Annotated in this window: 11 protein-coding genes; 3 read left to right on the plus strand and 8 right to left on the minus strand. The window is 38.7% G+C overall.

The genetic code is table 11. The features are described from left to right. Positions 1-200: 200 nt before the first annotated feature. Both CIL03_RS12685 and CIL03_RS12690 read right to left on the minus strand, forming a co-directional pair. Positions 201-503, minus strand: a complete 303-nt coding sequence (locus tag CIL03_RS12685) for a phasin family protein (protein ID WP_094886232.1) — start codon at positions 501-503, stop codon at positions 201-203. A 150-nt stretch (positions 504-653) separates the two neighbouring features. Further along, entirely contained in the window at positions 654-2291 is a 1638-nt protein-coding gene (locus CIL03_RS12690; RefSeq protein WP_240508066.1) for an ABC1 kinase family protein, read from the minus strand. Positions 2292-2411: 120 nt separating this feature from the next. On the opposite strand from CIL03_RS12690, the gene CIL03_RS12695 reads away from it, so the two are divergent. Beyond that, the gene (locus CIL03_RS12695; RefSeq protein WP_094886234.1) at positions 2412-3755 is read left to right on the plus strand and encodes a YjiH family protein; all 1344 of its coding nucleotides are present in this window, start codon (positions 2412-2414) and stop codon (positions 3753-3755) included. A 98-nt stretch (positions 3756-3853) separates the two neighbouring features. Here the strand turns inward: CIL03_RS12695 and CIL03_RS12700 are convergent, their stop codons facing one another. The 3 genes from CIL03_RS12700 to ku all read right to left on the minus strand — a co-directional run bounded on the left by CIL03_RS12700 (position 3854) and on the right by ku (position 7216). After that, positions 3854-4681 (minus strand): sugar nucleotide-binding protein, encoded by an 828-nt coding sequence (locus tag CIL03_RS12700; RefSeq protein ID WP_094886235.1) that lies wholly within the window; start codon positions 4679-4681, stop codon positions 3854-3856. Between the two features lie 195 nt (positions 4682-4876). After that, positions 4877-5893, minus strand: a complete 1017-nt coding sequence (locus CIL03_RS12705) for an acyltransferase family protein (protein ID WP_094886236.1) — start codon at positions 5891-5893, stop codon at positions 4877-4879. 471 nt (positions 5894-6364) lie between these two features. Beyond that, complete coding sequence (ku, locus tag CIL03_RS12710) at positions 6365-7216, minus strand: non-homologous end joining protein Ku (RefSeq protein ID WP_094886237.1); 852 nt, start codon at positions 7214-7216, stop codon at positions 6365-6367. A gap of 116 nt (positions 7217-7332) precedes the next feature. Here ku and CIL03_RS12715 point away from each other — a divergent pair, with 116 nt between their 5' ends. After that, positions 7333-9129, plus strand: a complete 1797-nt coding sequence (locus CIL03_RS12715) for a DNA ligase D (protein ID WP_094886238.1) — start codon at positions 7333-7335, stop codon at positions 9127-9129. A gap of 33 nt (positions 9130-9162) precedes the next feature. Here CIL03_RS12715 and CIL03_RS12720 read toward each other — a convergent pair whose 3' ends face one another. The 3 genes from CIL03_RS12720 to chrA all read right to left on the minus strand — a co-directional run bounded on the left by CIL03_RS12720 (position 9163) and on the right by chrA (position 12874). After that, positions 9163-10551 (minus strand): L-cystine transporter, encoded by a 1389-nt coding sequence (locus CIL03_RS12720; protein ID WP_094886239.1) that lies wholly within the window; start codon positions 10549-10551, stop codon positions 9163-9165. A 670-nt stretch (positions 10552-11221) separates the two neighbouring features. After that, positions 11222-11662: an OsmC family protein gene (locus tag CIL03_RS12725; protein WP_094886240.1), complete on the minus strand. Its 441-nt coding sequence runs from the start codon at positions 11660-11662 to the stop codon at positions 11222-11224. Positions 11663-11692: 30 nt separating this feature from the next. Then, complete coding sequence (chrA, locus tag CIL03_RS12730; RefSeq protein ID WP_094886241.1) at positions 11693-12874, minus strand: chromate efflux transporter; 1182 nt, start codon at positions 12872-12874, stop codon at positions 11693-11695. 103 nt (positions 12875-12977) lie between these two features. Here chrA and CIL03_RS12735 point away from each other — a divergent pair, with 103 nt between their 5' ends. Continuing rightward, the gene (locus CIL03_RS12735) at positions 12978-13529 is read left to right on the plus strand and encodes a DUF4003 family protein (protein WP_165767953.1); all 552 of its coding nucleotides are present in this window, start codon (positions 12978-12980) and stop codon (positions 13527-13529) included. Positions 13530-13648 lie beyond the last annotated feature (119 nt).

Below are 13648 nucleotides of genomic sequence, written 5' to 3' on the forward strand. Positions count from 1 at the left end.
TGGAGACTCTCATAATTTGCGCGACTTTCGTACTGAATCGCGTCATCTCGCACCGAAGTCGCGCGATACCACTACTTTAAGTCAAGCCGCACGACTTTGCGTGGTTGTCGCGCGACTTTTCCCCGCCCCTTCGACCAACTCCCCCACAAACTTTCCCATAAAAAAAGAGTGAACCACTTACGGATTCACTCTTCATCTGCTTATTCTTTTTCTTCAAGCTTTGTTTCAAGCTCTGTTATACGGGCTCTTAATTCATTAATATCTTCTTTTGTTGCAAGGCCATAGTCTTTTGCCATTTTCTGGGTCTGTTCAAATTGCTTTGTATTCCATTCGTCTTTTTTCATTTCACCTTTATCAACAAAGTTTTTCATTACAGTCCTGGCTTGATCCTGTGTCAGTTCATTTTTATCAACGAGTTCCTGCAGCTTCTGGTCAAATTTCTCTTTGCTGCTTACTGCAGCTCCAAGTCCAAGCAAAAAGCCTTTTTTAAGAATTTCATTCATTGCCAACACCCCCTCATTAGAAAACTTGGCATTCGCCATGACCTTGGGCGATGCCTTAGTTCGACGAAAAATACTTTTCGTCTGCGATGCCAATGCTTCGAAGCGTTTCTTATGCACTTATACTGATTTCCGAAAACTCCATGCATTGTATCAGTGCAATCTTGTCCTTATCATTCGATAATGCTTAAATAGAATTATACATATTGTAACGATAAAAATTATTGTCAATACAAGAGCAATGACGGTTATGGCAGCTATGCCGTGAATACTTCCGTATACACTAGTACCAGCACCTATTAGTATCATGATAAAGGAAAATGCCTCAAGCAGTAAATAAAAATGATGCTTTAATTGCTTCTCTTGTTTATTTTTCTGCCACCTTCTATCCTTTTCCCCACTTTCCAGCCAATTTAACATAGCCTTTGGAAAAGAAAAAAACGGTTCAATCGTATCCTTTGCATATTGCTTATAAAATATTTCTGCTAAATTTTTGCTCCCGAACCATTTTTTGATTTTTGGCTTCGACCACTGAACTATGTCTATATCAGGATAGACAACGAATAATATACCTATAACGATAGATATTGCCCGTCCAAGATATGCGTAATCTGCCGGTATTTGAATCGGCTGATCTTTTATTATTTCTATGATTTCCTCTTTAATTTGATCCAATGTTTGTGCATCCATATTTTTGAAAGAACCGTTCTGGTACATTTCAAGTGTTTGCTTGATTGTTTTTTTCAGTTTCCTTTTATTCGCATATGGAAGGAGGAAATTCATCTCGTCCAATGCTTCTAATACCATGTCATAATTGTCAACAATCATTCCCTGAATCAAAAGCTTAAAATAATGTGTATCCTCTTTGCTAACTTCCCCAATCATTCCAAAATCGATAATTACAATCCTGCCATCCTTTTGAATTAAAACATTCCCGGCATGCGGGTCTGCGTGAAATTTACCTACATTTAGAAACTGATCGATATAAAAGTCAAATAAATTTTTTGCCGTTTGCTGTTTGTTTATCCGATGATTTTCCATAAAGGCATGATCCGTAATTTTTGCACCACTAATCCATTCCATTACTAGCACCTTTTTCGTACACAGAGAATTATAATAGGCTGGAATATAGATGGACTCATTGTCCTGATAACGATCCTTGAAATATTCAGCATAGGAAAGTTCCTTTTCAAAGTTCAGTTCCCTGTCCATTACATAAATAAGCTCCCGATAAAGCTCCTTCAAATCAGCTCTTTTCCCAAATGATGTAAAAACAGATAATATCCAGAAAACAATTTTCAATGCAACAAAATCCTTATGAAAGATCTCCTGAATACGATACCGCTGTACTTTTATTGCCACTTTGGAGCCATCATTTAACATCGCAAGATAAACCTCTCCAATTGATGCAGAAGCAATGGAAGTTTCTTTGATTTCCTTTATATGTTCATCAAGCGGAACGCCCCACTCCTCCTCCAAGAGAGATTTTGCATAGTCGTAGGGCATTGGCGGCACCCTGTCCACCAGCCCTGTCAGTTCCCTGATAAAAACATCCGGCATAAAGTCAGCTCTTGTGCTGAGGAATTGACCGACCTTTATTAGTACTCCTCCCAATTTCACGGCCTTTACCCGATATTCCTTCGCAAGCTTCACTAATAGCCTGTCCCACTTATTTTTTGTGCTTTCATCCCAGATACTATGGCGAAAATGAAAGAAGGTTATTTGGAAAATAAATTTAACAGCAATCCAAACGATTACTGTACATCGATAAATCAAGCTGTATTTCAACACGAACACCTCATCATACTTTACCCTGGATAAATTTATATAACACACTTTTTTTCAAATCGTATACTTATATTTACTCTTCCCTTATAATAAAAAGATAGTTAATACTTAGGATGGTGGCTTATGGAAAATCAGTTTAAAGTAACAGATCATTTAAAATTTATTATCCCATCTTTAATAGGTGTCTTTTTATTCATGATGCCTGTAAAGACAGACGATGGATATACGATACCAATTGGATTATTGTCCAATTGGCTCCAGGATGTGCTTGCAAATCAGTTATCAGCAATTATGACCTTTATTATTGTTATTACAGCAATTTTCACCGTGATTGCTAAAGCAATTGGACCAGATGCATTTAGCAGAACACCATTTTTCCAAAAGCTTTTTTATATGAATGGGTTCTGGACAATAACCAGGGTTGTTGCAGCCGTCTTTGTGATAATGGTTTATTTTAAGTTAGGACCTGAAGCAATACATAGTGAAGTTACTGGTGAGACATTGATGGGGCTTCTTCATGTATTATTTGCAGTCTTTTTATTTGCCGGAATGTTCCTTCCGCTATTGATGAATTTTGGATTGCTGGAGCTTTTTGGTACATTGATGACCAAAATAATGCGGCCATTGTTCAAACTTCCGGGTCGATCATCCATTGATGCATTGGCATCCTGGATTGGTGATGGAACAATCGGCGTACTTCTGACAAGTAAGCAATATGAGGATGGCTATTATACGAAACGCGAGGCTGCTGTTATTGGAACAACATTCTCGGTGGTTTCCATCACATTTACACTCGTAGTTATTTCCGAAGTTGACCTTGGTCATATGTTTGTTCCATTCTACCTGACAGTACTGGCAGCAGGATTCGTTGCCGCATTAATCATGCCGCGGATTCCACCGCTTTCAAGAAAAGCAGATACTTATGTAACCAAAGATACTGTCAAGATGACTGAGGAAATCCCAGAGGGTTATAATGCATTTACATTCGGTTATAAAAGCGCCCTCAAGCGAAGTAAACAGGAAACAAGTGTTTATAAATTCTTAAAAGATGGCGGCCAGAACATACTTGATATGTGGATGGGTGTAGCACCAATCGTCATGGCATTTGGATTGGTTGCATTAATGATTGCTGAATTCACACCTGTATTTCAGTGGCTCGGAATGCCATTTATTCCACTGCTTGAATTGATGCAAATTCCATTTGCACAAGAAGCATCAGAAACAATCCTGATTGGCTTTGCAGATATGTTTCTGCCAGCAATTATCGGTTCATCCATTGAAGCTGAAATAACACGCTTCATTATTGCTGCATTATCTGTTACCCAATTAATCTACATGTCCGAAGTGGGAGGCCTGTTACTGGGTTCGAAGGTTCCCGTATCTTTTATTGAATTATTCATTATCTTCCTGCTTCGCACACTTATTACACTGCCGGTTATTACACTGATCGCGCATATGATCTTTTAAAAATATTCTTCTTTGAAATAACGACAAAAGCAGGCAGCTTCAAATTCAGCTGCCTGCTTTCTTTATTTAAAAAAAGGGGGGTTATTTAGTTATACGTTTCATCTGAAACTTTGTTTCGTTATTTCTTTAATTTTTTCAGTAATTAATCCAGTATTTTTCGGAATTTCATGATCTGCTGCTTCGGATTCAGATTCTTTTTCAACAAGATTTTGATTAAAACCTAACTGTTCAGCAATACCTTGCATAAAGTCGTAAAAACTATGCATCTCGGATGGACCTGTGTTATAAACACCTGTTACTTCATTTTGAACCATTTCAACAATAACATTCGCCAAATCATCTACATGGACAAAGGTTCTGATTAGGTCATCACGGAAGGAAATAGGTTTTTCCGAACGTAAATGATAGGATAATTTGTCTGTCCGATCATCAAGCCTTCCTATCTGGTTTTCTCCATAAATTGGGCCTGCTCTTAGAATAAGATAATTTGACAGCTCTTTGCTGATTAATCGTTCTGCCTTCACTTTCGCATTCGTATAGTTACTAAACAAGTGATCGTCAGGCAATGTTGATAAAGGTTCCTCTTCACTATAAGGACCTTGACCTGCACTATAAACAAAATCTGAAGAAATATAGATAAGCTTTGTCTCAGGTGTCAAATGTGTAATCAAATGCATTAGTCCCTGATCTGTCAGTTCATGCTCATTCGGTCCACTCATTACGGACCAGACAACAACATCGGGATTTTCCTGCTTATAGTAGCTGGAAAAGGATTCCGGATCATTAATATTAAGTTTATAAAGATTATCAAACATCGGCGGTTCATCCAAGTATGTTCCACTAATCTCGATACCAGGAATACCCTGTAATAGTTTATAAATCGATGCACCTGCATAGCCGTTTGCTCCAAAGACACAAACTTTCATGCTTAACACCTTTCCTTTCCCACGTCAGAGGATGTTCAAAAAGTCACCAAATTATAAGCGGCGAATCTCTTCGTTGGCTTGTTTCTCCGCTACTCACGTATCAATTGCATACGTTCCGTTGCTCAAAACTTCGCCGCCTCGACCTTCTTGCTTCTAATTCGGCGTCTTTTTGAACTCACACTGTCAGATATAATTTTATCCTGTCTGCGTCGATTTTTTGCTGTCTTTACCATTAATTATATTTTTAATAATCGAAGCTTTTCCTTCAATCATTGGCTGCCACATGCCAAGCACTGGCTTACTTGATAATAGAAGTACGATTACGGCCGAGATTGCCCCTAAACCAACTAAATCAAACAAATTATTAACTTCAAACAAATCAGCCTGGCGGAAAAATTGAATGAAAAATCCGTGCAGCAGGTAGACATATAATGTTCTCGTGCCAAGTACAGTTAGTTTGCTATGCGCCATTGGTACCCATGCTAGAATACTTGCTGTCATAACTGCCGCTGTACCATAGACTAGAAAACGTGCAATACCGCCAAATTCCTCCATTCCAAGAGCACTGTACGATTTGGATGCCAGAAGCCAGCCTGTATTGAAATCTGGTGCAAAATATATAGCCGCTCCTATTACCCCCATGACTGCCAATGATGCTATCTTTACACTTTTTCTTTTCACCCACATAATTTGTTTTTCTGTCAGCCAATATCCAATAAGGAAAAATGGGAAAAAGACAAATGTTCTTGATAAACTGAATGCATGGCCAATCTCTCCAAAATAGCCAACGAGAAGGCCTAACACAATGGCAGCTGAAATACTTAATGCAGCTGGTATTTTTTTAAACCAAGTTAACAGAATATGCCAGCTGAATAAACTGAACAGAAACCATAATGACCAGTGTGGATAGAACATCCCGGTCTGCCAGCCTTCTTTTCCAATAAAGAAATAATATCCTGTATAAATGATTTGAAAAATTAAATAGGGCAATAGAAGCTTCTTTGCCAAATTCATGATATATTTCTTATTCCCTGAACCTTTAGCGAAAAAACCTGCCAGTAAAATAAATGCAGGCATATGAAATGTGTAGATCCACATATAAAGTGTATTAATTTCTCTGGAGCCGTCGGTGAAAGGCTGAATCATATGTCCAAATACCACTAAAAAAATCAATAATACTTTCGCATTATCAAAAAAAGCATTTCTTTCCATTGTTTCTCATCCCTTTAATGTTAAAATAACTGTATATTATCCACTTTACCCCTTTTTAAAAGTAAATACGTCAAAGTAAACAGGATTTCATTGAGTTGTTATGTTTTTGTAAGAGGAATGAAAAAATGATATCTTTCGGTAAAAAGAGTGGAGAATAATGGATTTTAATTTAGTAGTGGTGCCAGGGAAGACTGCCTAGGATAGCTGCCAGAGCTGCCAGCAGACAAATCACATGAACTTACGGAACGCCTCACGGAAGTTTGTTATAAGACTTTTCCTAAATCAAATACCCGAGGAAACTGCGGCTTATTGGCAGGTTCTATATGACTTTTAAAGCCCATCAACTTCAATAACGTCATATAGACGGGGCCTATGTTACTTTTCGAGGATCATCAACATCTGATTTATAAATTCCACAGTCATACCATCATTCAACCAAAAAAATGCCTCCCATTAAGGAGACATTCTTTCCTATGTTGCTGTTTTTTTCTTTTTCGCAGTAGTTGTCTTTGTTTTTCGCTTTGCAGGCTGCTTCGGTTTTGGTTTTTCCTTCTTCGCCCGGTCGAGTGAGGCCTGGAGAGCATCCATCAAATTGGTTGCGGCATCTGGTGCTGGCTTATCTTTAGCAGTTGTCGTCTGATCTTGGTTTTTCTTTTCTTCAATTAACTCCAACAGTGCCGTACGGTATTCATCTTTATATTTTTCAGGATCAAATTCAGTTGTCAGCTGATCAATCAGCATTTTTGCAGTATCCAATTCCTTTTTAACAGTCTCTACTTTTTCAGGAACATTAGGCACATCCTGAACACTTCGTACTTCATCCGGGTAGTGAATCGTCTCAACCACTAATGTGTTTTGATATACACGAATAACGGCAAGCTGCTCCTTTGAACGGATAATCATTTTGGCAATACCGATTTTCCCGGTATCCTCCAGAGCACTTCGCAGTAATCCATATGCTTTGCTGCCACCTTCATTTGGAGATAGAAAATAGCTCCGTTCAAAATAAATCGGATCGATTTCTTCCAGCTTTACAAAATCTACAATTTCCACAGCCTTGTCTTCCTGTTCCTTTTGCAGAGCCTTTAAATCATCTTCATCCAAAACAACAAATTTATTTTTTGCATATTCATATGCCTTTACTATTTCCTCATTTTTTATTTCACGGTCACAAACTGGGCACATTTTTTCATACTTAACCGGAGACTGGCATTCCTTGTGGAGCTGTCTCAGCTTCACATCTTTATTTTCCGTTGCCGCATGCATTTTCACCGGAATATTTACAAGTCCAAAACTTATCGTGCCCTTCCACATGGTATGCATAGAATTCCTCCCATCCAGTTTCATTTAGTTTTAGTCTGTCTTTATCAGCTTTATTTATCCAAGCCTGTTTATTTTCTTATAAATAAGCCATTTTAAGTGGAGGAGGAGATTGGAAAATGGACATTATGAAGCCAATTGCCAGCACAGAGATACCCACAGGAAATGAATGGATGTATGAAATAAAATATGACGGCTTTCGCTGTTTATTGGAATGGGGCCATGACAGCATTCGATTAATAAGCAGAAATAATAAAGAACTGACCGGTAATTTTCCTGAGATTATTGAATTCTGTAAGAAAACCCAGCCGGAAATTGCCCCTATGCTGCCATTAATGCTTGACGGTGAGCTTGTTGTACTCAACAACCCCTTTCAGGCTAATTTCCCCTGGATTCAAAAACGGGGCAGGTTAAAAAACAAAGATACTATTAACAAAGCGGCCGCTTCCCGCCCTGTAAGTTTTCTTGCATTTGATATATTGATGAATAAAGGCGGCAGCTGCATGAAGAAACCATATCAAGACCGTAAAGCAGTTCTTGAAAAAATCTTTTCCTATATCGCCAAAAATGAACGAATCCGGATGATTGAAGCATATGCAAATCCGGATGATTTATGGGGAATAATCTTTCAGCATAAGTCGGAGGGAATGATTGCCAAAAGGAAAAAGAGCTTCTATCAGCATGGAAAGAATCATCATGACTGGTTTAAAATAAAGAACTGGCGTACCATACAGGGATTTCTAACCTTTTATGATCCAAATAATCATTATTTTTCTGTCAATGTTTATAAGGATAAACAAGTAAAAGAAATTGGAAAATGCAAGCACGGTCTGGATACTGAGACTTTTCAAACACTGCAGCAAGTGTTTCTTAAAAATGGGGAAAAAGAGGTCAAAGGGTATAACCTGCCTCCTGCCATTTGTGCTTCCCTTTATACATTAGATTTGCATCAAAACGAATTGCGTGAGCCCGAATTTGCAGCAATTCTGCCTGAGAGCACACCAGAAGAGTGTACCTTATCCAAATTGCAGCTGGCTATGGCGATGCTTCCGGAGAATGTGGAGCTTACAAATATGGAAAAAGTATTCTGGCCTGCGAAGAATCTGACGAAAGGAGACCTGCTTATTTACATGCGGGAGATTGCTCCATATATGCTTCCATTCTTAAAAAATAGAGCTCTAACCATTATCCGCTCCCCGGATGGTGTGGAAGCAGAATTCTTTTTCCAGAAGCATCTTCCTGCATATGCGCCTGAATTTATAGACAGCATACAGGCTGAGGATGAAAAGCTGATTTTATGTAATGATCTGGATTCATTAATCTGGTTTGCGAATCATGGCGCTGTAGAGTACCATACCCCTTTTCAAACTGCAGATCATACTTCCCCGGATGAGATTGTTTTTGATTTGGATCCGCCAGACCGGAAAAGCTTTGATCTTGCCATCCAAGCTGCAAATTTGATAAAACCGCTGCTTGATGATTTGGAGCTCGTCTCTTTTGTAAAAACATCCGGGAAAAAAGGGCTACAGATTCATCTTCCAATACCAGCAGGCAGCATGTCCTATGATGAAACTGCTGTCATTACCGAAGCCATTGCCCGAACAATTGAAACGGCATATCCGGACCTTTTTACAACGGAACGGATGAAAAAGAACAGAAATAATCGGTTGTATATTGATTATGTTCAGCATGGAAAAGATAAAACATTAATCGCTGCCTATTCTCCTAGGAAGACAACGGACGCAACAGTAGCGACACCGCTTTTTTGGGAAGAAGTTACAGAAGGTTTACGGCCTGAGCAATTTACAATAACAAATACTGTCGAACGGGTGCAGCATCTCGGATGTCCTTTTAAAACTTATTTTGATGCAGGGGAAAAGCAAAACCTGAGCAGGGTAATGAAGCTGGTAAAGTAAAAAGCCGTCCCCATCAAGGAACGGCTGTTTTTATTATAGTGATACATTTTCCTCAATTGCATTTTTATCGTTAAAGGTTTTTAAATTAAACTTCTTCAGGATACGTGATGTTAATGTTCCAGAGACCATTGCACCATTCACATTAAGTGCTGTACGGCCCATATCAATTAATGCTTCGATTGAAATCAGCAGACCAGCCAATGCTACAGGCATACCCATAGAAGATAATACAATGATTGCAGCAAATGTGGCTCCACCGCCAACACCTGCAACACCAAAGGAACTAACTCCAACAATAAGCACCAATTGGATAATAAATCCTGGTGATAATGGATCAATACCCATTGTCGGGGCGATCATAATCGCCAGCATCGCAGGGTAAATTCCTGCACATCCATTTTGCCCCATTGTTGCACCAAATGATGCGGACATATTTGCGATCCCCTGGTCAACACCGAGCGAATTTTTTTGTGCCTGAATATTTAATGGAATTGTTCCGGCACTGGAGCGTGAAGTGAAAGCAAAACCTAATACAGGAATAACTTTTCTTAAATAAGTCATCGGGTTCAGACCGAATACGCCAACTAAAACTAAGTGAATGATAAACATAATGAACAATGCTACATAGGAAGCAATAACAAATTTACCTAGCTCAATAATTCCTGCAAAATCTGTACCTGCTACTGTGTTTGCCATTAATGCCAAAATACCAAATGGCGTTAAACGTAACACCAATGTTACGATACGCATAACCACTGCGTAAAGTGAATTAATAATTTTCGTGAACATTTCTGCTTGCTCCGGATTTTTCCTCCGAACTCCAAGAACAGCTACACCAACAAAGATAGAAAATATAACAACAGCAATAACTGATGTAGATCTTTGCCCAGTCATATCCAAAAAGATATTGGATGGAATGAAGTTAAGAATTTTCTGTGGTGTTGACAAATCCTCTGCCGCACGTGTTTCCAGCATTGTTCCACGTTCTGTTTCTGCCGAGCCAGCTTCTATTTGTCCTGCATCCAGATCAAATGCAACCGCTGTTCCAATTCCGACCAATGCGGCGATCATCGTAGTTCCGATAAGTATTCCGATAATCCATACAGACATTTTTCCAAGTTCTGCAGTTTTTTCCAAATTAATAATTGACTGAATGATAGATACCATAACAATTGGTACAACAATCATCATTAGAAAATTAATATAGCCTCTTCCCACGATATTGTACCATTCAGTTGTTTCTGCTAAAACGTCAGACCCTGCCCCATAAATAACCTGCAATAAAGCACCTAAAACAATACCTGCTCCCAGGCCAGTGAATACGCGTTTTGTAAATGAAAAATGCTTCTTTTGCATCCAGATTAGTAGACCGATAATTGCTAATAAAACCGCGATATTCAACAATAGATAAACCATATCCATAATAATTCCTCCCTCTGTTTGTTTGTATTCCCTTATTGTTTGCTTATTATGTTGAACTTATCATATGCAAACAATTATTTTATCGTTCTTGTTTATATAATATAATTCCGATAAAATTAGTATGACTTTAATAAGATACAATGGTTTTGAAGAAGTGTCAAGGAAATGATTTGATTAAGTTTTCGCATTAGATATAAATTGCGAAGTAAAATCAGTGATGATAATTTCATCTGCTTCTCAGGAAATATAACCACACTTCCATCAACATATCTGCTATCCACCGAAATATACTCTATGTGACCGGTAGCTACCAGTTTCTATCTAAATGGGCTTAGAGAGAAGTTCTATGTGCCCTGTAGCTGCCTGTTTCTGTCTAATTGGGCTCAGAGAGGCGCTCTATGTGACCGGTGGCTATTTGGGCTCAGAGAAGTACTCCAAATCCTGATAATCCGTTCAATCCGCGAAACATCCGTCCAAAGTTGAAATCAACAGAGCAGTTACGTCACATTCTATAGATTTAGTATCAAAAACAACACATTTCGATGGGTTGAACGAAGTGGAGTCACGAACTTTTCGGTGGGGACTAACCCAAGATGTGCAATCCCCAACCTTTTGGAACCCCCCCATAAAATAAAAAGATACTCCCTAAATAAAGAAGTATCTTTTCATTTTAGCGTAGATCTGGCTGGAGTTCTATTTCGACATTTCCTTGAATGGCTCGGGAAATCATGCAGCTTTTTTCTGCTTTTTCGACTAACTTCTTTAACATGGTGTGTTCCTTGTCTGATGCGCTGTTTTTTAAAGTAACTGAAGGTTTGTGAATAATTTTTTTATAGGTAAATACACCTTTTGTAACATCGACAATGCCCTCCGATTCAAGCGACATTTCAGCAAGTGGAAGTTCTGCACGTTCAATCATGGCGGCCAGTGTTATTAGATAACAAGTTGCTGCTGCACCAAGCAGCATCTCATCAGGATTTGTTCCGATCCCTGGTCCGTCCATTTCAGGCGGAATGGAAATTTTTGTTTTTAAATTGCCTGCTTCGATATAGCCCTCACTGTTTCTCTCACCAGGCCAATCTGCTTTTAAATGAAAATGATGTTCTGCCATTTATAATCACCTCAACATTTATTGTAGATTCTAAGCAAACAGATAAGCAACTGCTTCGCCCAAGACTACACCAATAATAACGATTAACCATGCTGGAGTTTTCCAAAAGTGCAATAATGCAAAGAGAATTACCGCAAGCCCAAAATGTCCGCCATTGGCAATCGAACTTGTGAAAACAGGGTCGTAAAATGCTGCTAAAAGAATTCCAACAACGCTCGCATTCACCCCTGTCAGTATTCCTTGAAAACTGGAACGTTTACGCAGTTCATTTAAAAATGGCAACGCTCCGACAATTAATAAAAATGACGGTAAAAACATCGCTGCAGTAGCAATTATTCCACCTGTAATACCGCTGATCATCGTCCCTAAATAACTTGCAAAGGTAAACAAAGGACCTGGAACAGCCTGGGCCATCCCATAGCCGGCTAAAAATTCCCCGCTTGTCAATAGACCGTTCGGAACAACCTCTTGTTCAAGCAATGGCAAAACAACATGTCCACCGCCAAAAACAATGGAACCGACCCGGAAGAAGGTATCAAAAATACTCAAATAAGAATTAGAGATGGTTTGCGAAAGAATTGGTAAACCTACTAATAAAATTGCTAAAACTGAAAGTGAAATAACGCCTTGTTTTTTCGTAATGGATACAGAAAAAGGCTGTACTTTAGTCTCGACTTGTTTGGAAAACATAAAAAACCCAAGAATAGCTGCTGCAATGATAATTGAAATTTGTACAATAGCCGATGGGAAAAGCAGCATGATCAGAGCTGCAGCAATCGCTATTGCTATTCGCGGCCGATCTGGAGTTAGCTTTTTACCCAAGCCTAAAACTGCATGTGCCACTACCGCAACAGCAACCACTTTAAGGCTGGCAATCCAAGTTGCATCTCCCAGTGCAAATGATTGATAGAAAAGAGCGAATAGAATAAGGACAGCAACTGATGGAATCGTAAAACCAAACCAGGAAATGACACCACCTAAAAATCCGCCGCGCAGCATTCCAATTGCAATTCCAACCTGACTGCTCGCAGGCCCTGGCAGGAATTGACATATTGCAATAATATCTGCATAGGTTTTATCATCCAGCCATTTTCGCTTATCTATATATTCATTTTTAAAATAACCCAAGTGAGCAACAGGGCCTCCGAATGAAGTCAACCCCAGTTTTAAGGATGTACCTAATATTTCCAGTAATGAATTATTTTTCGCCATATTTACCCCCATTGTTTGATTTTCCCTCTAATGTACCATAAGTTGTGCTATTTTATGATAAAATTTACAGAAATTTAATATTTAAGGAAGGAAGTGACCCATGTTGCCAAATGTTAAAATTCAGCACTATACTGACACATTTGAAGAACTTAAAAGCGGATTGAAGTGGAAGGTATCTGATAAAAAAATACTGATGGCCATTGCCTCGACCTATGTAATGAACAACAAAAAGCTTAATCCCGAAAAGTTACTCCAGCTGGCTGATGAGATTAAAAGCCGTGCAGGTCTGTTTTCTTCTATGAAATCCTATTCCAGATTTACTACTGCTGCAGTACTTGATGTACATTTTGAAAATCCTTTGGAACAGATTCCAACTTTATTCCAGTTATACGACGAATTTAAAAAGGCAAAATTCAAGAGCGGGGTTTTCACCTATATCGCTGCATCAATACTATTAACAAATAATGATAACAAAACTAAGAGTGGCAAACTGATTGAAAATACTAAGGAGATTTACGAGGGAATGAAATCTGAGCACATGTTTTTGACAGGAGCCAGCGATTACAGAATTAGATTCCAGAAAGCTCACTCTTTCAAGGGTGGGATGAATGGAATACTTTTTGTGATTGACGAACACGCGTTCCTTCTGCTATAGTGAATTTATACATGTTTCTACGGAAGGAATGGTGTTTCTTGGCGAAAGAAAAGAATCCTACTTTTATCTTAGAACTCAAATTATCTACTGAATTGTGGCAAACGCATATTCTGAATACT

It is taken from the genome of Virgibacillus indicus (assembly GCF_002266285.1).
Classification (GTDB): Bacteria; Bacillota; Bacilli; order Bacillales; family Amphibacillaceae; genus Virgibacillus_K; species Virgibacillus_K indicus.

Excerpts from the sequence above, each read along its gene's own strand:
- CIL03_RS12725 (WP_094886240.1), bottom strand. The coding sequence starts at position 11,662 with ATGGCAGAACATCATTTTCATTTAAAAGCAGATTGGCCTGGTGAGAGA.
- CIL03_RS12720 (WP_094886239.1), bottom strand. The coding sequence starts at position 10,551 with ATGGATATGGTTTATCTATTGTTGAATATCGCGGTTTTATTAGCAATT.
- CIL03_RS12685 (WP_094886232.1), bottom strand. The coding sequence starts at position 503 with ATGAATGAAATTCTTAAAAAAGGCTTTTTGCTTGGACTTGGAGCTGCA.
- CIL03_RS12715 (WP_094886238.1), top strand. The coding sequence starts at position 7,333 with ATGGACATTATGAAGCCAATTGCCAGCACAGAGATACCCACAGGAAAT.
- CIL03_RS12705 (WP_094886236.1), bottom strand. The coding sequence starts at position 5,893 with ATGGAAAGAAATGCTTTTTTTGATAATGCGAAAGTATTATTGATTTTT.
- ku (WP_094886237.1), bottom strand. The coding sequence starts at position 7,216 with ATGCATACCATGTGGAAGGGCACGATAAGTTTTGGACTTGTAAATATT.
- chrA (WP_094886241.1), bottom strand. The coding sequence starts at position 12,874 with ATGGCGAAAAATAATTCATTACTGGAAATATTAGGTACATCCTTAAAA.
- CIL03_RS12700 (WP_094886235.1), bottom strand. The coding sequence starts at position 4,681 with ATGAAAGTTTGTGTCTTTGGAGCAAACGGCTATGCAGGTGCATCGATT.
- CIL03_RS12695 (WP_094886234.1), top strand. The coding sequence starts at position 2,412 with ATGGAAAATCAGTTTAAAGTAACAGATCATTTAAAATTTATTATCCCA.